Annotated in this window: 20 protein-coding genes (1 of these 20 running past the window's edge); 10 read left to right on the top strand and 10 right to left on the bottom strand. The window is 59.4% G+C overall.

The window, feature by feature from the left end:
- From PPUTUW4_RS23480 to dksA, 6 genes are all read right to left on the bottom strand, one after another.
- Window positions 1-1,401, bottom strand: a complete 1,401-nt coding sequence (locus PPUTUW4_RS23480) for a polynucleotide adenylyltransferase PcnB (protein ID WP_015096860.1) — start codon at window positions 1,399-1,401, stop codon at window positions 1-3.
- 818 nt (window positions 1,402-2,219) lie between these two features.
- On the bottom strand, window positions 2,220-3,659 hold the full coding sequence (locus PPUTUW4_RS23475; protein WP_015096859.1) for a sigma-54 dependent transcriptional regulator: 1,440 nt from the start codon (window positions 3,657-3,659) through the stop codon (window positions 2,220-2,222).
- A 22-nt stretch (window positions 3,660-3,681) separates the two neighbouring features.
- Window positions 3,682-6,636 (bottom strand): sensor histidine kinase, encoded by a 2,955-nt coding sequence (locus PPUTUW4_RS23470; RefSeq protein WP_162139255.1) that lies wholly within the window; start codon window positions 6,634-6,636, stop codon window positions 3,682-3,684.
- Entirely contained in the window at window positions 6,620-6,796 is a 177-nt protein-coding gene (locus PPUTUW4_RS28670; protein WP_003176118.1) for a hypothetical protein, read from the bottom strand. The genes PPUTUW4_RS23470 and PPUTUW4_RS28670 overlap by 17 nt, the downstream gene beginning before the upstream one ends.
- 78 nt (window positions 6,797-6,874) lie before the next feature.
- Entirely contained in the window at window positions 6,875-7,768 is an 894-nt protein-coding gene (gluQRS, locus tag PPUTUW4_RS23460) for a tRNA glutamyl-Q(34) synthetase GluQRS (RefSeq protein WP_015096857.1), read from the bottom strand.
- Between the two features lie 201 nt (window positions 7,769-7,969).
- Window positions 7,970-8,410, bottom strand: coding sequence for an RNA polymerase-binding protein DksA (gene dksA / locus PPUTUW4_RS23455; RefSeq protein ID WP_007971100.1), 441 nt, complete (start codon window positions 8,408-8,410; stop codon window positions 7,970-7,972).
- 333 nt (window positions 8,411-8,743) lie between these two features.
- On the opposite strand from dksA, the gene PPUTUW4_RS23450 reads away from it, so the two are divergent.
- Together PPUTUW4_RS23450 and sfsA are read left to right on the top strand one after the other, a co-directional pair.
- Window positions 8,744-9,916 carry a pyridoxal phosphate-dependent aminotransferase gene (locus PPUTUW4_RS23450; protein ID WP_015096856.1) on the top strand — a complete coding sequence of 391 codons (1,173 nt, stop codon included), beginning with the start codon at window positions 8,744-8,746 and terminating at the stop codon, window positions 9,914-9,916.
- The gene (sfsA, locus tag PPUTUW4_RS23445; RefSeq protein ID WP_015096855.1) at window positions 9,916-10,629 is read left to right on the top strand and encodes a DNA/RNA nuclease SfsA; all 714 of its coding nucleotides are present in this window, start codon (window positions 9,916-9,918) and stop codon (window positions 10,627-10,629) included. The genes PPUTUW4_RS23450 and sfsA overlap by 1 nt, the downstream gene beginning before the upstream one ends.
- On the opposite strand, the gene PPUTUW4_RS23440 is transcribed toward sfsA, so the two are convergent.
- Window positions 10,626-10,943: a Rieske (2Fe-2S) protein gene (locus PPUTUW4_RS23440; RefSeq protein WP_015096854.1), complete on the bottom strand. Its 318-nt coding sequence runs from the start codon at window positions 10,941-10,943 to the stop codon at window positions 10,626-10,628. The two genes, sfsA and PPUTUW4_RS23440, sit on opposite strands and share 4 nt — an antisense overlap.
- Window positions 10,944-11,086: 143 nt before the next feature.
- Here PPUTUW4_RS23440 and PPUTUW4_RS30530 point away from each other — a divergent pair, with 143 nt between their 5' ends.
- Window positions 11,087-11,212, top strand: a complete 126-nt coding sequence (locus PPUTUW4_RS30530; RefSeq protein ID WP_265102314.1) for a hypothetical protein — start codon at window positions 11,087-11,089, stop codon at window positions 11,210-11,212.
- Between the two features lie 188 nt (window positions 11,213-11,400).
- On the opposite strand, the gene PPUTUW4_RS23435 is transcribed toward PPUTUW4_RS30530, so the two are convergent.
- The 3 genes from PPUTUW4_RS23435 to PPUTUW4_RS23425 form a co-directional block, all read right to left on the bottom strand.
- Window positions 11,401-11,673 carry a TfoX/Sxy family protein gene (locus tag PPUTUW4_RS23435; RefSeq protein WP_007971093.1) on the bottom strand — a complete coding sequence of 91 codons (273 nt, stop codon included), beginning with the start codon at window positions 11,671-11,673 and terminating at the stop codon, window positions 11,401-11,403.
- 240 nt (window positions 11,674-11,913) lie between these two features.
- A complete protein-coding gene (locus PPUTUW4_RS23430) occupies window positions 11,914-12,258 on the bottom strand; it encodes a pentapeptide repeat-containing protein (protein ID WP_015096852.1) in 345 nt (114 codons plus the stop codon).
- Window positions 12,259-12,348: 90 nt separating this feature from the next.
- Complete coding sequence (locus PPUTUW4_RS23425) at window positions 12,349-13,905, bottom strand: bifunctional aminoglycoside phosphotransferase/ATP-binding protein (protein WP_015096851.1); 1,557 nt, start codon at window positions 13,903-13,905, stop codon at window positions 12,349-12,351.
- 115 nt (window positions 13,906-14,020) lie between these two features.
- Here PPUTUW4_RS23425 and mrcB point away from each other — a divergent pair, with 115 nt between their 5' ends.
- The 7 genes from mrcB to pssA all read left to right on the top strand — a co-directional run.
- Window positions 14,021-16,339, top strand: a complete 2,319-nt coding sequence (mrcB, locus tag PPUTUW4_RS23420) for a penicillin-binding protein 1B (RefSeq protein WP_015096850.1) — start codon at window positions 14,021-14,023, stop codon at window positions 16,337-16,339.
- A gap of 16 nt (window positions 16,340-16,355) precedes the next feature.
- Window positions 16,356-17,093 carry a tetratricopeptide repeat protein gene (locus PPUTUW4_RS23415; RefSeq protein WP_015096849.1) on the top strand — a complete coding sequence of 246 codons (738 nt, stop codon included), beginning with the start codon at window positions 16,356-16,358 and terminating at the stop codon, window positions 17,091-17,093.
- A complete protein-coding gene (locus PPUTUW4_RS23410) occupies window positions 17,093-17,428 on the top strand; it encodes a YqcC family protein (protein ID WP_015096848.1) in 336 nt (111 codons plus the stop codon). The genes PPUTUW4_RS23415 and PPUTUW4_RS23410 overlap by 1 nt, the downstream gene beginning before the upstream one ends.
- A gap of 483 nt (window positions 17,429-17,911) precedes the next feature.
- Entirely contained in the window at window positions 17,912-19,636 is a 1,725-nt protein-coding gene (locus PPUTUW4_RS23405; protein ID WP_015096847.1) for an acetolactate synthase 3 large subunit, read from the top strand.
- 2 nt (window positions 19,637-19,638) lie between these two features.
- On the top strand, window positions 19,639-20,130 hold the full coding sequence (ilvN, locus tag PPUTUW4_RS23400) for an acetolactate synthase small subunit (RefSeq protein ID WP_003176102.1): 492 nt from the start codon (window positions 19,639-19,641) through the stop codon (window positions 20,128-20,130).
- 45 nt (window positions 20,131-20,175) lie between these two features.
- The gene (gene ilvC, locus PPUTUW4_RS23395; protein ID WP_003228216.1) at window positions 20,176-21,192 is read left to right on the top strand and encodes a ketol-acid reductoisomerase; all 1,017 of its coding nucleotides are present in this window, start codon (window positions 20,176-20,178) and stop codon (window positions 21,190-21,192) included.
- A 145-nt stretch (window positions 21,193-21,337) separates the two neighbouring features.
- Window positions 21,338-22,029: the 5' portion of a CDP-diacylglycerol--serine O-phosphatidyltransferase gene (gene pssA / locus PPUTUW4_RS23390; protein WP_015096846.1), read on the top strand. 163 nt of this gene lie beyond the right edge of the window; the window shows 692 of its 855 coding nt (coding positions 1-692); it begins with the start codon at window positions 21,338-21,340; its stop codon lies off the right edge, out of view.

The raw sequence follows: 22,029 nt of genomic DNA, 5'->3' as shown, positions 1-22,029 counted from the left end.
TTACTCGCCCGTGGTGCTCGAAGCACCGGCGGCGCGCTTGCGCTTGGAACCAGCGCTGCGGCGACGCTTGCGCGGGGCGCCGGTGCCTTCGTCCTTGCCGCTGAGGTCGCGGATCATGTCGCGACGCTCGCTTTCATTGGCGTCCTGATAGTCGGTCCACCATTCGCCGAGGCCGTCAGTCTGCTCGCCTGCACTCTCGCGCAACAGCAGGAAGTCATAGCCGGCGCGGAAGCGCGGATTGTCCAGCAACAGATCGGCACGCTTGCCGCTGCGGCGTGGCAGGCGCTCCTGCATGTCCCAGATCTCGCGGATCGGCATGGTGAAGCGTTTCGGAATCGCGATTCGCTGGCACTGTTCGGCAATCAGCTCATGCGCCGCTTCCTGCATCGCCGGAATCGGCGGCATGCCACGCTCCTGCAGGCGCAGGACGCGCGCCGGCAGGGCAGGCCAGAGCAGGGCTGCAAACAGGAACGCCGGGGTGACCGGTTTGTTCTGCTTGATCCGCAGGTCGGTATTGATCAGGGCTTCGCTGATCAGGGTGTGGGTGTAGGTCGGGTTGTACTCCAGTGCTTCGGCGCTGGCCGGGAACAGTGGATCGAACAATTGCAAGTCGACCAGCATTTCAAACGTATCGGCGGCGTGGCCGGAGAGGAACAGCTTGAGCACTTCTTCGAACAGGCGAGCCGACGGGATCTCGCGCAGCATCGGCGCCAGGTCGCGAATGGGCAGGGCACTGTGTTTTTCGATACCGAAGTTCAGCTTGGCGGCGAAACGCACCGCCCGCAGCATGCGTACCGGATCTTCCTGGTAGCGTTGCTTCGGATCGCCGATCAGGCGGATCAGGTGGTTGCGGATGTCGTGTACGCCGTTGGCGTAGTCGAGGATGCGCTCGCTGACCGGATCGTAATACAGGGCATTGATGGTGAAGTCGCGACGTTGCGCGTCTTCTTCCAGGGTGCCATAGACGTTATCGCGCAGGATGCGCCCGCTTTCGTTGCGTGAAGACTGGTTGCTGTCTTCCTCGTCTTCGTTTTGCGGGTGATTGGCGCGGAAGGTCGCGACTTCGATGATTTCGCGGCCGAAGTGGATGTGCACCAATTTGAACCGACGCCCGATGATTCGCGCGTTACGGAATTCGGCCCGTACCTGCTCGGGTGTGGCGCTGGTGGCAACGTCAAAATCTTTCGGTGTAATGCCCAGCAACATGTCGCGCACGCAACCGCCCACCAGGTAAGCCTGGTAACCGGCGCTCTGCAGGCGTTCAACGATATTCACCGCGTAGCGGCTGAATTGCGCCTTTTGCAGCGAGTGTTGACCGCTGTTGAGCACTTCAGGCGTGCTGCGAATGTGTTGCGTAGGACGCTTGGGAGAACGGAATGACTGGAACAGCTTCTTCAGCATGGGATGCACTGTTTGAAGGAATATTCGGCCATAACAGAAGAATGACCGCATGATGGGCGGGGATTCTAGCATTTAGTCGGGGGATGGTGTAGGACACAGCAGATATGAGCTGTAAGGCGCAGGATGTAGGAGCGAGCTTGCTCGCGATGGACGTGAACGATTACGCGTAAAACCAGATGCCCCGATGTGCCTGTGGGATTTTCGCGAGCAGGCTCGCTCCTACAGTGATACGAGGGTTTTTCTGAATCGCAGAAACTACAAGGGGAGCCGAAGCTCCCCAAGAAGTAGTTGCATGCTCTATTTTTATTTTTGGTTTCGGGCTTTTTGTTTTTGTTAAGTGCCCTTGCCATGAAGCTTTCCTTCATGACCCTCCCAATCGGGAGCCAAGAGCAAACGGATTGCTTTGGTCGCTGAATTGCAGTGATCTTTCGATCCAACCAGTACAGGCTCTGTCTTAGGACAGTTTTTGTTGTTCTCGGCCTGGTCGTGGGGCTAGCCCCAAATACAACGCCTCTCCAAAAGAATCAGTTAGCTGCGCCTCTCGCCGTCTTGTTTTTATTGTGCGTGAGTCGATTCGTCTTATTTTTATTGTCTTGTGCATTGCTTGTTATTGTTCTTGTACCAAACATATAGCAGGGTGCGTGCCAACTTTTGCGAAGCCCAATAAAACAAGGGGTTAAGCCGGTTGTCGGGCATTTCGAAGGCGAAAAAAAGCCGGGGCTTCGTTACCGTAAGCCCCGGCTTCTGTTACGTGAAAAAACTGAGGTAACAGTTTTTTCACAAAGTCACGTGTTACCCGCACATGAGACAGGTGGGGTTCAGCTTTCGCTGGCCACCCCGGTCTTGCGCCGCGGGATGCCCAGGCGCTGACGGCGTTCCCACAGGCATTTGCGGCTGACCCCGAGTTTGCGGGCCAGTTCGGTTTCAGTCATGTGGTCCTGATGCTCGAGGACGAAATGCTGGAAGTAGTCTTCCAGGGAGAGGTCTTCGGTTGGCTCGTGATTGTTGTTGCTGGCGTTGCCGTTGCCCTGTTGTGGGGGCAGGCCAATGAATTCGTCATCTTCCAGGTCGCTCAGTTCGATGTCGATGCCCAGCAACTCGGCGGAGATTTCCGGGCTTTCGCACAGGATAACGGCGCGCTCGACGGCGTTTTCCAGTTCGCGAACGTTGCCCGGCCAGGAGTAGTGACGAATGGCTTGCTCGGCATCCGCGGCGAACTTCAGGTCGGTGCGGTTGATTCGCGCACTTTGCCGCGCCAGGAAGGCGTTGGCGATTTCGTTGACGTCCGCACCGCGTTCGCGCAGGGCTGGCAGCTTCAGCGCAATTACGTGGAGGCGGTAATACAAGTCTTCGCGGAACTGGCCAATCTTCGCCAGGCTCTTGAGGTCACGGTGAGTCGCGGCGATCAGGCGCACATCGACTTTTTGCGACTGCACCGAACCTACGCGGCGAATTTCGCCTTCCTGCAATACGCGCAACAGGCGAGCCTGGGCTTCCAGAGGCAGTTCGCCAATTTCGTCGAGGAACAAGGTACCGCCGTCCGCCGCTTCCACCAGGCCGGCGCGCCCGGCGCTGGCGCCGGTGAATGCGCCTTTTTCGTGGCCGAACAGTTCGGACTCGATCAGGCTTTCCGGAATGGCTGCGCAGTTCACCGAAATCATCGGTGCCTTGGCGCGTCTGGACAGGTTGTGCAGGGCGCGGGCCACCAGTTCTTTACCGGTGCCCGATTCGCCCTGGATCAGCACGTTGGAATCGGTCGGCGCGACTTTGCGGATCTTGCCATACAGGTCCTGCATCGGTGGGCATGAGCCGATAATGCCGATTTCACCGTTGCTGTTGTCGGCACCGGATTTCGCCGCACCATTGGCGGCTTTGCCGGGAACCGCTTCACCACCGGCCTGTGCCGTTTGTCGGTCACGCAGGATTCGTGCGGCGGCTTGCAGCATTTCGTCGTGGTCGAATGGCTTGGCAATGTAATCCACCGCACCCATTTTCATCGAGTCGACTGCCGAGCGCAGGCTCGCGTAGCTGGTCATGATCAGCACCGGCGTACCTTGGGCGAGCTTGATCAACTCTGTGCCAGGCGCGCCCGGCAGGCGCAGGTCACTGACGATCAGATCGAACGAGGGAATGGTGAAGCGTTCTTGTGCTTCCTGCACTGAACCGGCTTCGCTGACCTGGTACTGGTTGCGTTCCAGCAGGCGGCGCAAGGCGGAGCGGATAATGGTTTCGTCTTCGACGATCAAAATGTGCGGCATTGATTCGATACTCTCGACGGTCTCAGTTCACAGCGGACGTCGCTTCGACATGACGCGGCAAGGTAACCCTGATTCGGGTGCCGCGTTGGCTTTGAACATCAGCCGGGCTGTCGATGGTGATTTGTCCATAATGCTCTTCAACGATGGAATAGACCAGTGCAAGGCCCAGACCGGTGCCTTCGCCTGGGTCCTTGGTGGTGAAGAAAGGTTCGAACAATCGGTCCATGATGCTCGACGGAATACCGCTGCCTTCGTCCTCCACGATCAGATCGACCGTGTGTTCGCCGGCTTCGCTCTTGACCCGCACCGCACTGCCGGGAGGCGAAGCGTCACGGGCGTTTGAGAGCAGGTTGATCAACACCTGGGCCAGCCGTTGCGGGTCGCCTTCGACCCAGTGCTCGGGGTCGCACAGGTTGTAGAACTGCACTTCGAAATTGCGTCGGTTCAGTGCCAGCAGGCCGATGGCATCCTGAGCCACTTCGGCCAGACAGACGGGCTCGTCGCTGTGCTGATGGCTGCCGGCATGGGCAAAGCTCATCAGCGACTGGACAATGCGCGACACGCGCTTGGTCTGCTCGAGAATCTGGCCGCTGATCTCCTTCAGCTCGCCGTCTTCCTCTCGTTCTTCGCGCAGGTTCTGCGCCAGGCACGCGATACCGGTGATCGGGTTGCCGATTTCATGGGCCACGCCGGCCGCCAGGCGACCGATGCTCGCCAGGCGCTCGGAGTGCACCAGTTTGTCCTCGAGCATCTGGGTTTCGGTCAGGTCTTCCACCAGCAACACCAAGCCACTGTTACCCGGCGCCAGGGGCTCGTCGATCGCCGCTTTGTGCAGGTTCAGCCAGCGTGTCTGGCCGTCGAGGGCCAGGTGCTGCTTGTGCAAGTGCTCGTCCGGTAGATTGATGAAGCCTTGCAGCAGTTCTTTCCACGGATCGGCAATGGTGCTCAGGCGCGAGCCGACCACGCGCTGCGCGGCGATGCCGGTCAGCTCCTCCATGGCCTTGTTCCACATGAGGATTTCCTGATCCTTGGCCAGCGAGCAAACGCCCATCGGCAATTCCTGCAGGGTCTGGCGGTGATAGCGGCGCAGGGCATCGAGTTCGGCGGCCAGACCGGTCAGGCGCGAGTGGTAGTCCTCGAGTCGGCTTTCGATGAAGTGAATGTCTTCGGTCACGTAGTTTTCGCCACCTGCCTTGTAGGGCAGGAACGTCTCGACCATGTCCTGGGCCACGCTCGGCCCCATCAGGCCGGAGAGGTTGGCTTCGATGCGGTCACGCAAGCGCCGCAGGGCATAGGGTCGGCGTTCGTCGAATGGCAGATAAAGGTCGCGCAGCGCCTGTTCCACTTCTTTCTGCGCCGCTTTTGCCCCCAGCGGTTTTGCAAGCTGCGTGGCGAACTCCTGGGGCGAGGCAGCGTGCAGTTCGCGGCGTTGCGGGCGGCGCACGTTATCCACGGCACAGGCTTCGGCGGCGCTGGCCTCTTCGGTGCTGGCGTTGGTGAACAGCGAGATCAGGGTGAACATCAGTACGTTGGCCGCCAGCGAGGCAATCGCCGCCATGTGCCAGCTGGTGTCGTCCAGCACGTAGATCATGTTCAGCAGCGGAATGTAGAAGCCCTGCAGGTTACCGACCAGCGGTAACAACATGGTCACCAGCCACACCAGTATCCCCGCCAGCAAGCCGGCGATGAAGCCGCGACGGTTGGCGGTCGGCCAGTACAGGACCGAGAGCACGCCCGGCAGGAACTGCAGCGTGGCGACGAAAGCGACGATGCCGAGGTTGGCCAGGTCCTGTTCGGCACCGAGCATCAGGTAGAAGCCGTAGCCAGCCATGATGATCGCGACAATCAGCGCCCGGCGGGTCCACTTCAGCCAGCGGTAGATGTTGCCTTCGGCCGGTGGCTGATAAAGCGGCAGCACCAGGTGGTTCAAGGCCATCCCGGACAGCGCCAGCGTGGTGACGATGATCAGGCCGCTGGCAGCAGACAGCCCACCGACATAGGCCAGCAACGCCAGCGCCTTGCTGTTGGCGGCGATGCCGATGCCCAGGGTGAAGTATTCCGGATTGGTGGTGGCGCCCAGTTTCAGGCCGGCCCATAGAATCAGCGGCACCGCCAGGCTCATCAGCAGCAGGAACAGCGGCAGCCCCCAGCTCGCACTGACCAACGAACGCGGATTGAGGTTTTCGGTAAAGGTCATGTGATACATGTGTGGCATCACGATCGCCGAGGCGAAGAACACCAGCAACAGGGTGCGCCACGGGCCTTCCTGCAAAGGCGTGTGCAGGGCCGCGAGCGCGGTCTGGTTTTGCAGCAACCACAGTTCAAGGTGTTGCGGGCCGTCGAACACGCCGTAAAGCGCATACAGCCCGACACCGCCGAGGGCGATCAGCTTGATCACCGATTCGAAGGCAATCGCGAACACCAGGCCTTCATGCTTTTCCCGGGTGGCGATGTGGCGGGAGCCGAAGAAAATCGTGAACAGCGTGATCAGTGCGCAGAAACTCAGGGCCACGCGATTTTGTACGGGCTCGCGGGTGAGGATGCCGATGGAGTCGGCGACCGCCTGAATCTGCAGGGCCAGTAACGGCAATACACCGACCAGCATGAAAATCGTGGTCAGCGCTCCGGCCCAGGTGCTGCGGAAGCGGAACGCGAACAGATCCGCCAGGGACGACAGTTGATAAGTGCGGGTGATCTTCAGGATCGGATAAAGCAACACCGGCGCCAGCAGAAAGGCCCCGGAGACGCCCAGGTAGCTGGACAGAAAGCCGTAGCCGTACTGATAGGCCAGGCCCACGGTGCCGTAAAACGCCCAGGCACTGGCATAGACGCCCAGTGACAGGGTGTAGGTCAGCGGGTGGCGAATGATCGCCCGGGGAATCATGCCCCGTTCACTGATCCAGGCCACACCGAACAGCACCGCCAGGTACGCGGCGCTGATCAGGATCATCTGGGTCAGGCTAAAGCTCATCGGCATCTTTTTGGCTCTGCAGGATGAAGGTCACGACGATCAGAATCAGCCAGAGCAGATAAGGGCGATACCAGGCGCCAGTGGCGTCGATCCACCAATCCATGATGGCCGGGGAAAACAGGTAAATGCCCACTACCAAAAGCAGGACCAAGCGATAGATGTACATCCCGGCCTCTCTTTTTTTATGTGCGTGCCCGAAAACGTGCGGCGATGGTAACGGATGGGCGCGGCACTGCAAGTGTGATCACAACAGCTGTGCCTCGGGCAGGCTCAGTGTGCGCGGGATCAGCGAGGCATCCCAGTGGGCAATGCCCCAGTTCAGCACTTCCCGTGGCGTGGCATCAATCAGTTCGGTTCCCGGGTTCTGTCCCAGCGCGCGCAGCGCCCGCAACAACAGTGGCGTTGCCTGATCCTCGGTCAACGGCGGCGAACGGTAGGATTTACCGAGTTTATTGCCATCGGGCTGAGTAATCAGCGGGATATGCAGATAACGTGGTTGCGGCAGGCCGAGCAGTTCTTGCAGGTACAGCTGGCGGGGCGTGGAGTCCAGCAGGTCGGCACCCCGAACGATATCGGTGATGCCCTGCCAGGCATCGTCCAGGACCACGGCCAGTTGATAGGCGTAGAGCCCGTCGCGGCGGCGGATCACGAAGTCGCCCACTTCCCGGCCCAGGTGCTGACGGTACTCGCCCTGCACCCGGTCGAGGAAGTGGTATTCCAGCTCAGGTACGCGCAGGCGGATGGCGGCATCATCGGCGCCATGGCCGGCATTGCGGCACAGCCCTGGATAAATCCCGTGATACGGTTCCAGCTGTTTGCGCGAACAGGTGCAGGCGTAGGCCAGGCCGTGATTGAACAGGCGATTGAGCACCTCGGCGTAGGCGTCGTGCCGCTCGCTTTGGCGAACCAGGTCGCCATCCCACTCGAAGCCATAGCTTTCCAGGGCCTTGAGAATGGCCGCCTGGGCGCCGGGTTCTTCACGGGGCGGATCAAGGTCTTCCATGCGCATCAGCCAGCGCCCGCCCACCGAACGCGCATCAAGGTACGAGGCCAGCGCTGCGACCAGAGAACCGAAATGCAGATGGCCACTGGGCGTGGGGGCAAAGCGCCCGATGTAAGTGGGGGAGGTGGCGGTCATGAATGCAATGTCACTTGTTCCGGACTTGCGCCAGGCACCTGTGGGAGCGAGCCTGCTCGCGAAAGCGGTGTATCAGCCACCATCAATGTTGAAGTTGATGGACCCTTCGCGAGCAGGCTCGCTCCCACAGTGTTTTGCCGAGGCGAATTTTAGAAACAAAAACGGAGCGTTCGCACGCTCCGTTCTTCGTTCAAGTCGCAATTACTTGCCGACTTGCTTTTCCTTGATTTCCGCCAAAGTCTTGCAGTCGATGCACAGGTCGGCGGTAGGACGCGCTTCGAGGCGCTTGACGCCGATCTCGATGCCGCAGGATTCACACCAGCCGTACTCTTCGTCTTCGATCAGCTGAAGTGTCTTGTCGATCTTCTTGATCAACTTGCGTTCACGATCGCGGGCACGCAGTTCAAGGGCGAATTCCTCTTCCTGGCTGGCACGGTCTGCCGGATCAGGGAAGTTGGCCGCTTCGTCCTTCATGTGGTCCACGGTCTTGTCGACACCTTCCATCAGCTCTTTTTTCCACTGATTCAGGACCTTGGTGAAGTGCTTGCGCATGGGCTCGCCCATGTACTCTTCGCCAGCTTTCTGAACATAGGGCTCGAAGCCGCTGATTGCCTGGTTTTGCTGCTTTGCTTGGGTGGACATGAAATAGACCGCCTCTACTCTTGTAATCCATCTGCGCAGGATTGCTCCATCACCGACACCTGCCGGCCCTGCGGCTGCAAGCGGGCGAACTTACCAGATCAACTCGGGCCGCGCTACTCCCGGATGTCGAGCTTGCGGCTCATGGTGCTTGCCAATGATGACAAACCGTTGTCTGGCGGCTCCGGAACCCTGCTCAACTATTGATTTTAGTCAAACCTTGCGCACACGCTTGAATCGTTTGTGGTCAGGGTAATAAGCCCTCTGACCGCTTTAGATTCTCGCTCGTTCCTGCGCTTGGGTAGAATCGGTTTTTTTTCCGTTGAAGGAAGGCCAATGGCTCAGTCCTACAGTGCCCGCAGTCGTGCGATCGAACCCTTTCATGTCATGGCGTTGTTGGCGCGGGCCAATGAGTTGCAGGCCGCCGGCCACGATGTGATTCACCTGGAAATCGGCGAGCCGGACTTCACCACCGCCGAACCGATCATCCAGGCCGGCCAGGCTGCGCTGACAGCGGGGAAGACCCGTTATACCGCCGCGCGTGGCATTCCGGAACTGCGTGAGGCCATTTCGGGCTTTTATCAGCAGCGTTATGGCTTGAACATCGACCCTCAACGCATCCTCATCACACCAGGCGGGTCCGGCGCGTTGCTGCTGGCCAGTGCTTTGCTGGTAGACCCCGGCAAGCACTGGCTGCTGGCGGACCCGGGCTACCCCTGTAACCGGCACTTTCTGCGACTGGTCGAAGGCGCGGCGCAATTGGTGCCGGTCGGTCCGGAGGTGCGTTATCAATTGACGCCTGGCCTGATCGAACGTCATTGGGATCACGACAGCGTGGGCGCATTGGTGGCGTCGCCAGCCAATCCGACCGGCACGATCCTGACCCGCGACGAGTTGGCGAAGCTGTCTGTCGCGATCAAGGAGCGCCACGGTCATCTGGTGGTCGACGAGATCTATCACGGCCTGACCTACGGCACCGATGCGGCCAGCGTGCTGGAAGTCGACGACAGTGCCTTCGTGCTGAACAGTTTTTCGAAGTACTTCGGCATGACCGGTTGGCGGTTGGGATGGCTGGTGGCCCCGGACGCTGCCGTCGGTGAGCTGGAAAAGCTCGCCCAGAATCTTTACATCAGCGCTCCAAGCATGGCGCAGCACGCCGCGCTCGCCTGCTTCGAGCCGGCAACCATCAGCATTCTCGAAGAGCGTCGCGCCGAATTTGGCCGACGTCGGGATTACCTGCTGCCGGCCTTGCGTGAATTGGGCTTCGGCATTGCCGTGGAGCCGGAAGGGGCATTCTACTTGTACGCCGATATCAGCAAGTTCGGCGGCGATGCTTTCGCGTTCTGCAAACATTTCCTCGAAACCGAGCATGTGGCCTTCACTCCGGGGCTGGATTTCGGGCGTTATCAGGCCGGGCATCATGTACGGTTCGCCTACACGCAAAATCTCGAGCGTTTGCAGGAAGCGGTCGAGCGCATTGCCCGTGGGTTGCGGAGCTGGCAAGGCTGATGCGATTTCATCCCCCCCTCGAAGAAGGTCGCCTGATTCGACGCTACAAGCGTTTTCTCGCCGATATCGAAACCGTTGACGGCGAGTTGCTGACCATTCACTGCCCGAATACAGGCTCGATGCTCAATTGTCAGGTCGAAGGCGGGCAGGTCTGGTTCAGCCGCTCCAACGACCCGAAACGCAAGTTGCCCGGCACCTGGGAGATTGGCGAAACCCCGCAAGGTCGGTTGTTTTGCGTGAACACCGCCCGTGCCAATGGTTTGGTCGAAGAGGCGCTGCGAGCGGGCGTCATCACCGAATTGAACGGCTTTACCGGGCTCAAGCGCGAAGTGGCTTATGGTCAGGAAAACAGTCGTATTGATTTCCGGCTCGACTACCCCGAAGGGCCTGCCTACGTCGAGGTTAAAAGCGTGACCCTGGGTTTCGATGGTACGGCGGTGGCGGCGTTTCCGGATGCAGTCACCCAGCGTGGTGCCAAGCATCTGCGAGAGCTGGCCCACTTGGCCAGGGACGGTATTCGCGCGGTGCAGTTGTACTGTGTTTGCCTGACCGGCATCGAGGCCGTGCGTGCGGCGCAGGAAATCGATGCGGCTTATGCGCAGGCCTTGCGTGAGGCTATTGAATGTGGGGTCGAGGTGTTGGCTTACGGTGTGCGGTTGAGCCACGAAGAGATGCTGGTCGACCGGCGTCTGGATGTGTTGCCGGGCGGCTAAAGGCTGATCCAGATCCCTTGTTCGTCCTCGCGACAGGCCACTCTGGTCAAGGCTTGCCCCGCGCAAGGGCCGGCGACGCATTCACCGTCTTCGATCAGGAACAGTGCGCCATGGGTGGCGCACTGGATCAGGCTGTTGCTGGGGTCGAGAAATTGGTCGGGATGCCACTCCAAAGCGACGCCCCGGTGCGGGCAGCGATTGATGTAGACATGGACCTGACCGCTGCGGCGCACCGCAAAAAGCTTTTGGCCGTCAATGTCGAAACCGCGACTGCTGTCATTGACCAGTTCGGCACCTGCGCAAAGCAACTTCATCTCTATCCTCTGTCCCGCAACTCGTGACCGGAAATGTCCGGGCTTGACGGTTAAATGCGATCAAATGGCCGTCTTGCCCGCCGGGGACAAGTGCCTGTCGTCGAGGATACTTGGCCTGGTCATTCGATGCCCGGGAAACTGTCATGCGTCTGACCACCCGCGTTGTGGTGATCGGTATTGCCGGGCCCCGTCAGTACTTTTCCACAGGCAAAAAAAAGACCCGGCAAGAGCCGGGTCAAATAACCGTGATTAGCCTGATGAGGAGATAATCTGAGAGTCCGAACCAAGGGCTTTTCAGAAAATCGACCAGTCTCGCGACCAGTTGTGATAATCATATCGATTCTCATTACCAAGTCAACCGCTGTTTTTCGATTTCTTGGTGATTCGCCGAATTTACTTCTGCAGGCCCCGTAATAATTGGGTTTCAGGATGCAAAGCTTCGGGAATACTTGTCTGATCAGTTCTTGTGGCGTGAAGAAATGGCTTCCAGTTGTTTGTTCAACGCTTCCTTGCGCTCGGCAGGGATGTCATTCCAGTGGACGTCCATCAAGGCGCCTTCAATGGCGTACAACAACACCTTGGACGCCCGAAAACCGCGCGTACGCACGGCCCGATAAGCATCCACCGCCCCGAGGCGACGCAAGTCCGACGCGCTATGGATGCCCACGGCATGCAGCCATTGCGCTGACGTCTTGCCAAGATTCTTCAGGTGTTGCAGTTCATCATTCATCAAGCCTCCTTGCGATGGCCGAATGGAGAGCGTGGGCAATCTTCTGAGGAGTGTAGCCATCAGCAGGAAAAGCGTGATTGTTTGCTCGTTTTCGACGCAAAAGCTTCTAAGAGAAAAGTGTTGGCTGGGGGGCAGTTGGCGCGCGCGCAAGGAAGAGGCAGGGGCAATCAGGGATGGCGAGTGAATATCCCCGCAGTCCAGCGCAATGGGGGCACTGGACGTGTCAGTCGGCAACGATGATCAGCGGGTACGGTAGCGCAATCGCGTGCCGAAGTTCATCGACATGAGGATTTCGTCGGCACTCAGTTCCGCTGGGAAATAGGCGCCGGAGATTTGCGCGTGGGCCAGGCTCGCGCCTTCCAGGTTCGCTTTGCGAAAATCGATGCCGCGCAAGTCGGCGGAACGGAAGTAGGCGTCGCTGAAATCCACACCGTCGGCATTCAGTTCGCGCAGGTCCAGCCCCCGGAAATCGCCACCCGCCATGTCGATGGGGCCATCCTTGGGGCGCTCACTGTTGAAGCCTCTGATGTCGTCTTTGTGCAGCAGGGCATAAAGCGGTGTGTCGAGAAGTTTTGGCTGGCTCATGTCGCGTCACCTGATGGTTTTATGACGCCAGTATAGTGCCACTGTTTAACAGCCGTGAGGCCTGCGAGGGCCTCACGACTGAAATAGTTTTTACAGGCCCGGCAGGCGCTGGCGAATCTGTTCCACAACGGTATCGAGAGTCCCGCTTTCATTGGTCTGGACGCGCTTGCTGCAGAGGATTTCTGCGGGGGTCAGCGCCTCGCGGCTGGCTTGTTGGGCTTCGATCACGGCCAGCGTGGCGTCGGACGGGTCCTTTTTGTCGGCCTGGCGTGCGGCCAGCCAGCTTTCGATCACGGCCTGTGGTGCATTGCAGTCGAGGATCAGGAAGGGGGCACCCGTGGCCTCGGCCACCTTCGCCGCACTGTCACGCTGCTCGCGCTTGAGGTAAGTGGCGTCGACCACTACCGGGAAGCCCGCACGCAGAATGACGTCGGCGATTTCGTGCAGGCGGGCGTAGGTCGCCGCGCTGGCGTCGGCACTATAGATACCGGCCTGTACATCATTCTCGACGGTCTGCTCGCCGAACAGGCGCTTGCGCTCGACATCGGAGCGCAGGCGAATCGCGCCCAGGGCTTCGACCAGGCGCATGGCGACATGGCTTTTACCGACAGCGGAAACACCGTGGGTAATGGCCATGAAGCGCGAAGGAATGGTGCTGTAGCTTTCCGCCAGGTTGGCGTAATTGCGGTACTGGCGCAGGGTCGTGGCGCGCTGCACCGCAGTGGCGTCGGCCGGCATGCTGAACAGGGCGACCTTGGCGCGAACCAGGGCGCGGTAGGCTTTATAGAAGTTCAGCAGCTCGAGGCCGCGATAGTCGCCGGTCAGCTCCAGGTACTGGCTGACGAAGCGGCGCGCCAGGCACTTCAGGCCGCGATCTTCCAGGTCCATCGCCAGGAAGCCGGTGTCGGCATAAACGTCGGTAAAACGGAAGGGTTCGTTGAATTCGATGCAGTCGAAGATCACGACCTTGCCGTCGATCACGGTTGCGTTACCCAAGTGGATGTCACCGTGGCATTCACGAATGAAGCCTTCGGCCTTGCGCTGGGCGAGCAGTGGTTTGAGGCGCTCGAAGCTGCTTTCGGCCCAGGCTTGCAGGGCGTCGAGTTGCAACAGGTCGGCTTTATCGCTGAGGAACGGACGGATCTGCTCGAAGTTCTGCCGTACCGGCGCCATGACGCTGTCCGGGGTGCCGGCTTCGTGCCCGGCCGGCACTTTGGGGGCGCTGAGGTGGAAGCGGGCGATTTGCTCGGCCATCTCGTCGATGTGCGCGGTGGTCAATTCGCCATTGGCTTGCAGGGTGCTCAATAGGCCGCTTTGCGGGAACTGGCGCATCTTCAGCAGATATTCGATGGCTGGCCCTTCGCCGCCCAATTGCGGAGCTTCGGCGCTGCCGGTGACGGGCAACACTTCCAGGTACAAATCGTCGGTCAGGCGCTGGTTCAGGCGCAGCTCTTCAGCGCAAAAATGCTCGCGAGCCTCAAGGCCGGTAAAGTCGAGAAAACCGAAGTTGACTGGTTTCTTCACTTTATAAGCGAAGGGGCCGGTGAGAATGACCCAGGAGATATGGGTTTCGATGACCTGGAATCCTTCTACCGGGTGCGGGTAGAGGGCAGGGTTTTGCAGGGCAGCGATCAAGGTCTGGCTCACAGGCGATCCTTCAGAGTCTGGAAAATCAAGGCCGCCATTATGGCTGCAAGTCCGCTTGACGCAAACCTCGGAGCGCTCCTGTTGAGTATGAATAAAGTGCGTATAATCCGCCGCCATGACTCGTACTCGAACTCCCCGCACCCCCAAAAAACCACCCTCCAGGGGCCTGCGCCCGTGGCTGGGCTGGGCCATTAAACTCAGTCTGGTCGGCCTGGTAGTGCTGGCCGGATTCGCCGTTTACCTTGATGCAATTGTCCAGGAGAAGTTCTCCGGCAAGCGCTGGACGATTCCGGCCAAGGTTTACGCACGTCCGCTCGAGCTGTTCGTCGGACAAAAGCTGAGCAGGGATGATTTCCTGACCGAGCTCGATGCTCTGGGCTATCGCCGTGAAAGCGTGGCCAACGGCCCGGGCGCGGCGTCGGTCAACGGCAATACCGTTGACCTGAACACCCGTGGCTTCCAGTTCTATGAAGGCATGGAGCAAGCGCAACCGGTGCGGGTGCGTTTCTCCGGCGATTACGTGGCCGAGTTGGCGGGGGCAAAAGGCTCGAAGCTGTCGGTGGTACGCCTGGAACCGCTGCTGATCGGTGGCCTGTACCCGAAAAACCTCGAAGACCGGATTCTGATCAAGATCGATCAGGTGCCGCCGTATCTGCTGGAAACGCTGGTGGCTGTCGAGGACCGCGATTTTTATCATCACTTTGGTGTTTCGCCGAAGTCGATCGCCCGAGCGATCTGGGTCAACGGTTCATCCGGCCGCATGCGTCAGGGTGGCAGTACCCTGACTCAGCAGTTGGTCAAGAACTTCTACCTGACCAACGAGCGCAGCCTGAGCCGCAAGCTCACCGAAGCGATGATGGCGCTGCTGCTTGAACTGCATTACGACAAGCGCGAAATCCTTGAGGCTTACCTCAACGAAGTGTTTATCGGGCAGGACGGTCAGCGCGCGGTGCACGGTTTCGGTCTGGCCAGCCAGTTCTTCTTCAGTCAGCCGCTGGCCGAGCTCAAGCTGCATCAAGTCGCACTGCTGGTGGGGATGGTCAAAGGGCCGTCTTCCTACAACCCGCGTCGTAATCCGGAACGTGCCCTTGAGCGGCGCAACCTGGTTCTCGATGTGTTGCAGGAGCAGGGCGTCGCGACTGCCGAGCAGGTTGAGGCGGCGAAGAAAATGCCGCTGGGCGTGACCAAGCGCGGCAGTCTGGCGGACAGCTCGTTCCCCGGGTTCCTCGATCTGGTCAAGCGTCAGTTACGCGAAGACTATCGCGACGAAGACTTGACCGAGGAAGGTCTGCGCATTTTCACCAGTTTCGACCCGATCCTGCAGATGAAGGCTGAAGCCTCGGTCAACGACACCTTCAAGCGCCTGGCCGGGCGCAAGGGGTCTGATGATGTTGAAGCGGCGATGGTCGTGACCAACCCGGAGACCGGCGAAGTACAAGCCATGATCGGCAGTCGCCAGGCCAGTTTTGCCGGGTTCAACCGGGCGCTGGATGCTGTGCGGCCGATCGGCTCGTTGATCAAACCGGCGGTGTACCTGACCGCGCTGGAGAAGCCGAGCCAGTACACGTTGACCAGTTGGCTGTCGGACGAATCCTTCTCGGTCAAGGGTGCCGACGGCCAGGTCTGGAAGCCGCAGAACTATGATCGTCGCTCTCACGGTACCGTCTTCCTCTATCAGGGTCTGGCGCATTCCTACAACCTGTCGACCGCGCGTCTCGGCTTGGCGGTCGGTGTGCCGAACGTCCTGAAGACGGTGGAGCGCCTGGGGGTGTCTCGTGAATTCCCGGCCTTCCCGTCGATGTTGCTCGGTGCTGGCGGGATGACGCCCATCGAAGTGGCGACCATGTACCAGACCCTCGCCAACGGTGGGTTCAATACGCCGATGCGCGGGATTCGCAGTGTGCTGACTGCAGAAGGCGAGCCGCTCAAGCGTTATCCGTTCCAGATTCAGCAGCGTTTCGATCCGGCCTCCATTTACCTGATCCAGAGCGCCATGCAGCGCGTGATGCGAGAAGGTACCGGCAGCTCGGTTTATAACGCGTTGCCAAGAACACTGACTCTCGCGGGTAAAACCGGTACCAGTAACGACTCGCGAGACAGTTGGTTTGCCGGTTTCAGCCAGGACTTGCTGGCGGTGGTCTGGCTGGGGCGCGATGACAACGGCAAGACGCCATTCACTGGCGCCACCGGGGCCTTGCAAGTCTGGACCAGCTTCATGCGCAAGGCCGACCCGTTGCCGCTGGACATGCCGCAGCCGGATAATATCGTGCAGGCCTGGGTGGATTCGCGAACCGGGCAAGGTTCTGATGCCGGTTGCCCGGGTGCCGTGCAGATGCCGTATATTCGCGGCAGCGAACCGCCTCCCGGCGCCGCTTGCGGTGGTGAAAACCCTGCGGAGTCGGTGATGGACTGGGTCAAGGGCTGGATGAATTAAGCAAAGAGGGTTTCAAGTGAACAAGTGGTTGATTCCAGCGGTTGCCGCCGTAGCTTTGCTCAGCGGTTGTTCTACCGTCCAACGTGGTTCGATTCCGGTTGTGGATTCCGGCACCGCGGTGTCCAACAGTGAGCGGATCTCGGCCAATGGCGGCTTCCGCCAGACGACCGTCAAGCGCCCTGTACAAGGTCAGTCGCAGACCCAGGCGATTCCGCAAGGTGACAGCGGCGTCGTGGTGATGGTGCCGGGCGCTGCAACGACTTCAACGCCAATCAGCACCACGCCTATTACCCCGGGGCCGATCACGCCGGGGCCGATTGACACGTCGCCGGTACAGTCGGCGCCGATCAACCAGGGCAGCTACAGCATGCCGTCGTCGCCAAGCGGGATTCCGTCGGCCAGCTCGGGCGGGCTCTCTGCCGACGAGCAGCTGGACGGCCCGGTACTGGCTTTGCTGACCACCGCTCAGCAGCAACAGGCGAGCGGTGATCTCAACGGTGCCTCTTCCAGCCTTGAACGCGCTCAGCGCGTTGCTCCGCGTGAACCGCAGGTGCTGTACCGTCTGGCGCAGGTGCGGATGGCGCAAGGCGATGCAGCCCAGGCCGAGCAGTTCGCTCGCCGTGGGCTGACCTTGGCCAATGGGCGTCCGGCCCTTCAGGCCAACTTGTGGGATCTGATTGCCCAGGCGCGTGAAAAGCAGGGTGACTCCCAGGGCGCCGCACTGGCGCGCCAGAAGGCCAAGGTAACGCTGTGATGGATGCGCGCTTTCTGAAAATCGCCGATCAGCTGCTGTTGATCGAGCGCGAGTTGCGGATGCAAGGATGGTGGGATGAAGTCTCGCCATCGGCCGAAGCGCTTTCCAGTGTCGAGCCGTTTTCGGTTGATACACTGGATTTCGAGCAATGGCTGCAATGGATCTTCCTGCCGCGCATGAAGATGATCCTCGAGCAGGATCTGCCGCTACCCAATGCTTCGGGCATTCAGGAGATGGCTGAAATGGTCTTTGCCGGACGCAATGTCCAGGGCAAGGATCGGCAGTTGCAGGTGTTGCTCAAAGAGTTTGATCAGTTGATCACCGCCTCTCGCTGAGCCAGAAGCTGCCAGCGTCCGCTGGCAGTTGTCCACAATCTCTCTCTATTTTGTTGGCCGTCGCAGGGTAAGTGCATGCGCGTGCCAATTTTTTGCCAAAAGTTGCGCAATCGAAGCTAACACGGGGCGGATTTACGGGTTTTTTCTTGCGTTCTCATGTGCTTAGTAGAATAAAGCTCATAGACGACTTGACTTGCGAAGGGCGAAACAGAAGAATCCAAAGTCCGCTGTACAGGGACTGCCAGAAGCAGACCCTCTCAGCAGATCATGAGGCGCATATCCGCGTCGACCTGTTACACCCGCAACGCGTTACCTCGCGCTGGGTGGGAAAGCCCCGCAACACTTGGGACGATCCCAATACTTGCTCAGTCAGTGCTGACGTAGTCGGCGACCACCGTCGCTCATGCTCTGCCGAGAAGTAAACCTATTAAGACCCGTCCCATTTTTCGTGGGCGGTATTCTGGCGTTTTAGAGGTGAGCAACGTGGAGCTTTTATCTGGCGGTGAGATGCTCGTCCGCTTTTTGCGCGACGAAGGCGTCAAATATATCTACGGGTACCCGGGTGGTGCTCTTCTTCATGTCTACGATGCCCTGTTCAAAGAACCGGAAGTGACCCACATCCTGGTTCGTCACGAGCAAGCGGCTACCCATATGGCTGACGGCTACGCCCGTGCCACCGGTAAAGCCGGTGTGGTACTGGTGACTTCCGGGCCGGGCGCGACAAACGCCATCACCGGTATTGCCACGGCGTACATGGACTCCATTCCGATGGTAGTCATTTCCGGCCAGGTGCCGAGCACCATGGTTGGCACCGACGCATTCCAGGAAACCGACATGATCGGTATCTCCCGGCCGATCGTGAAACACAGCTTCATGATCAAGCACGCGTCGGAAATCCCGGAAGTCATGAAGAAAGCCTTCTACCTGGCGCAATCCGGTCGCCCTGGTCCGGTCGTTGTCGATATTCCGAAAGACATGACCAACCCGGCCGAGAAGTTCGAATACGTCTTCCCGAAAAAAGCCAAGCTGCGTTCCTACAGCCCGGCTGTTCGCGGTCACTCCGGTCAAATTCGCAAGGCGGCAGAAATGCTCCTGGCGGCCAAGCGTCCTGTGTTGTATTCGGGCGGCGGCGTGATCCTCGGCGGTGGTTCCGCACCACTGACCGAACTGGCGAAGATGCTCAACCTGCCAGTGACCAATACCCTGATGGGCCTCGGTGGCTACCCTGGCACCGACCGTCAGTTCATCGGCATGCTCGGCATGCACGGCAGCTACACCGCCAACCTGGCGATGCACCATGCTGACGTGATCCTCGCTGTCGGCGCGCGTTTCGACGACCGTGTCATCAACGGCGCGTCGAAGTTCTGCCCGAACGCCAAGATCATTCACATCGACATCGACCCGGCTTCGATCTCCAAGACCATCAAGGCCGACGTGCCTATCGTGGGTCCGGTCGAGAGTGTCCTGACCGAAATGGTCGCGATCCTCAAGGAAATCGGCGAGACCCCGAACAAGGAGTCCGTTGCCAGCTGGTGGAAGCAAGTCGATGAGTGGCGCGGTGATCGTGGCCTGTTCCCCTATGACAAGGGCGACGGCAGTGTCATCAAGCCGCAGGCCGTGATCGAAACCCTGTGCGAAGTGACCAAGGGCGATGCCTTTGTAGCCTCTGACGTGGGTCAGCACCAGATGTTCGCGGCGCAGTACTACACGTTCAACAAGCCGAACCGCTGGATCAACTCCGGTGGTCTGGGCACCATGGGCTTCGGTTTTCCGGCGGCCATGGGCATCAAGTTGAGCTTCCCGGATGACGACGTCGTTTGCGTCACCGGCGAAGGCAGTATCCAGATGAACATTCAGGAGCTGTCGACCTGCCTGCAATACGGTTTGCCGGTCAAGATCGTCATCCTGAACAACGGTGTACTGGGCATGGTTCGCCAGTGGCAGGACATGAGCTACGGCAGCCGCCACTCTCATTCCTACATGGAATCGTTGCCTGACTTCGTCAAACTGGCAGAGGCCTACGGTCACGTTGGCGTGCGTATCACCGATTCGAAGGACTTGAAGTCGAAGATGGAAGAGGCGTTCGCCATGAAAGATCGCCTGGTGGTGATCGACATTTCGGTCGACACCAGCGAGCACGTCTATCCGATGCAGATCAAAGACGGCTCCATGCGCGATATGTGGCTGAGCAAGACGGAGCGTACTTAATCATGCGGCACATTATTTCCTTGCTTCTGGAAAACGAACCCGGCGCTCTGTCTCGCGTGGTTGGCCTGTTCTCGCAGCGCAACTACAACATCGAAAGCCTGACCGTGGCCCCAACCGAAGACCCGACCCTGTCGCGTCTGACGCTGACCACTGTCGGTCACGATGAAGTCATCGAGCAGATCACCAAGAACCTGAACAAGCTGATCGAAGTGGTAAAGCTGGTCGACCTGTCGGAAAGTGCTCACATCGAGCGCGAACTGATGTTGGTCAAGGTCAAGGCCACCGGCGCCCAGCGCGCCGAGATCAAGCGCACTACCGATATTTACCGTGGGCAGATCGTAGATGTCAGCGCCAGCGTGTATACCGTTCAACTGACCGGTACCAGCGACAAGCTCGACAGCTTCATTCAGTCCATCGGCACCGCCTCGATTCTGGAAACCGTCCGTAGCGGCGTGACCGGCATTGCCCGCGGCGACAAAGTACTCAGCATCTAAACCAAATTAGCGAACGGCCTGAACGGCCTGATATAGGGGAAATTCATGAAAGTTTTCTACGATAAAGACTGCGACCTGTCGATCATCCAGGGCAAGAAAGTTGCCATCATCGGTTACGGTTCCCAAGGCCACGCTCAGGCGTGCAACCTGAAAGACTCCGGCGTTGACGTAACTGTTGGCCTGCGTAAAGGTTCGGCTACCGTTGCCAAGGCAGAAGCCCACGGCCTGAAAGTGACCGACGTTGCTTCCGCTGTTGCAGCTGCCGACCTGGTCATGATCCTGACCCCGGACGAGTTCCAGTCCTCCCTGTACAAGAACGAAATCGAGCCGAACATCAAGAAAGGCGCCACCCTGGCCTTCTCCCACGGCTTCGCGATCCACTACAACCAGGTTGTGCCGCGCGCTGACCTCGACGTGATCATGATCGCGCCGAAGGCTCCAGGCCACACCGTACGTTCCGAATTCGTGAAGGGCGGCGGTATCCCTGACCTGATCGCTATCTACCAGGACGCCTCGGGCAACGCCAAGAACGTTGCACTGTCCTACGCTGCCGGCGTTGGCGGCGGTCGTACCGGCATCATCGAAACCACTTTCAAGGACGAGACCGAAACCGACCTGTTCGGCGAGCAAGCCGTTCTGTGTGGCGGTACCGTTGAACTGGTAAAAGCCGGTTTCGAAACCCTGGTTGAAGCTGGCTACGCGCCAGAAATGGCCTACTTCGAGTGCCTGCACGAACTGAAGCTGATCGTTGACCTCATGTACGAAGGCGGTATCGCCAACATGAACTACTCGATCTCCAACAACGCCGAATACGGCGAGTACGTGACTGGTCCGGAAGTCATCAACGCCGAATCCCGTCAGGCCATGCGCAACGCCCTGAAACGTATTCAGGACGGCGAATACGCCAAGATGTTCATCAGCGAAGGCGCTACCGGCTATCCTTCGATGACCGCCAAGCGTCGTAACAATGCCGCTCACGGTATCGAAATCATCGGTGAGCAACTGCGCTCCATGATGCCGTGGATCGGTGCCAACAAGATCGTCGACAAAGCTAAAAACTAAGTCACGCCCTTGTACGAAAAAACGCGGCTTAGGCCGCGTTTTTTCGTTTGGGAGAGCGGTTCTGGTATAAAGCTGCATCGTTTGCGGCCGAACCGTCGTCCCAGACACCTGTCCAAACTTTCCACCCTGTTGCAAGGTAATGTTCATGAGCGAACGCCCCGAAGAGCCAAACCAGGCTTCTGACGCCGAAAGCCTGCTGCCCATCGATGAACATGTCGAGGAGGGCCATGACGCTGAAGGTCGTAAAGTCCGGCATCGTGGTATCTATCTTCTGCCGAACCTGTTTACCACTGCGAACCTGTTCGCAGGGTTTTACTCCATCATCAACTCGATGAGCGCCCAGGCGGCCCTGAGTGCGGGTGACGCGGTCAATGCGAGCAAGTATTTCGCGTTTGCGGCCATCGCCATCTTCGTTGCGATGGTGCTCGATGGCCTTGATGGCCGCGTGGCCCGTATGACCAATACCCAGAGCGCCTTTGGTGCCGAGTATGACTCGCTGTCGGACATGGTTGCCTTTGGTGTCGCACCGGCTTTGCTGGCCTTCGGTTGGGCGCTGGGTGACATGGGTAAGGTTGGCTGGATGGTCGCCTTCGTTTATGTCGCGGGTGCGGCGCTGCGTCTCGCACGTTTCAACACTCAGGTCGGTACGGCGGACAAGCGCTACTTTATCGGCCTGGCCAGCCCGGCGGCGGCGGGTGTTGTTGCAGGCATCGTCTGGGCGTTCAGCGATTACGGTATCCAGGGGTCGAAGATGTCCTTCCTGGTTGCGCTGATGGTGGCTGCGGCCGGCATGCTGATGGTCAGCAACATCAAGTACAACAGCTTCAAGGAGCTGGA

Origin of the sequence: Pseudomonas sp. UW4, from assembly GCF_000316175.1 — a bacterium.
Classification (GTDB): domain Bacteria; phylum Pseudomonadota; class Gammaproteobacteria; order Pseudomonadales; family Pseudomonadaceae; genus Aquipseudomonas; species Aquipseudomonas laurylsulfatiphila.
Note: the sequence above shows the minus strand (reverse complement) of the source record. Positions and strands in the feature narration are given on the sequence as shown.

What these genes read in the sequence shown, in the direction of transcription:
- dksA (WP_007971100.1), bottom strand. Translation starts at nt 8,410, where the DNA reads ATGTCCACCCAAGCAAAGCAGCAAAACCAGGCAATCAGCGGCTTCGAG.
- PPUTUW4_RS23440 (WP_015096854.1), bottom strand. Translation starts at nt 10,943, where the DNA reads ATGAAGTTGCTTTGCGCAGGTGCCGAACTGGTCAATGACAGCAGTCGC.
- PPUTUW4_RS23410 (WP_015096848.1), top strand. Translation starts at nt 17,093, where the DNA reads ATGGATGCGCGCTTTCTGAAAATCGCCGATCAGCTGCTGTTGATCGAG.
- PPUTUW4_RS30530 (WP_265102314.1), top strand. Translation starts at nt 11,087, where the DNA reads ATGCGTCTGACCACCCGCGTTGTGGTGATCGGTATTGCCGGGCCCCGT.
- PPUTUW4_RS23430 (WP_015096852.1), bottom strand. Translation starts at nt 12,258, where the DNA reads ATGAGCCAGCCAAAACTTCTCGACACACCGCTTTATGCCCTGCTGCAC.
- gluQRS (WP_015096857.1), bottom strand. Translation starts at nt 7,768, where the DNA reads ATGACCGCCACCTCCCCCACTTACATCGGGCGCTTTGCCCCCACGCCC.
- ilvC (WP_003228216.1), top strand. Translation starts at nt 20,176, where the DNA reads ATGAAAGTTTTCTACGATAAAGACTGCGACCTGTCGATCATCCAGGGC.
- PPUTUW4_RS28670 (WP_003176118.1), bottom strand. Translation starts at nt 6,796, where the DNA reads ATGTACATCTATCGCTTGGTCCTGCTTTTGGTAGTGGGCATTTACCTG.
- PPUTUW4_RS23450 (WP_015096856.1), top strand. Translation starts at nt 8,744, where the DNA reads ATGGCTCAGTCCTACAGTGCCCGCAGTCGTGCGATCGAACCCTTTCAT.
- mrcB (WP_015096850.1), top strand. Translation starts at nt 14,021, where the DNA reads ATGACTCGTACTCGAACTCCCCGCACCCCCAAAAAACCACCCTCCAGG.
- PPUTUW4_RS23435 (WP_007971093.1), bottom strand. Translation starts at nt 11,673, where the DNA reads ATGAATGATGAACTGCAACACCTGAAGAATCTTGGCAAGACGTCAGCG.
- PPUTUW4_RS23480 (WP_015096860.1), bottom strand. Translation starts at nt 1,401, where the DNA reads ATGCTGAAGAAGCTGTTCCAGTCATTCCGTTCTCCCAAGCGTCCTACG.
- sfsA (WP_015096855.1), top strand. Translation starts at nt 9,916, where the DNA reads ATGCGATTTCATCCCCCCCTCGAAGAAGGTCGCCTGATTCGACGCTAC.
- PPUTUW4_RS23475 (WP_015096859.1), bottom strand. Translation starts at nt 3,659, where the DNA reads ATGCCGCACATTTTGATCGTCGAAGACGAAACCATTATCCGCTCCGCC.
- ilvN (WP_003176102.1), top strand. Translation starts at nt 19,639, where the DNA reads ATGCGGCACATTATTTCCTTGCTTCTGGAAAACGAACCCGGCGCTCTG.
- PPUTUW4_RS23470 (WP_162139255.1), bottom strand. Translation starts at nt 6,636, where the DNA reads ATGCCGATGAGCTTTAGCCTGACCCAGATGATCCTGATCAGCGCCGCG.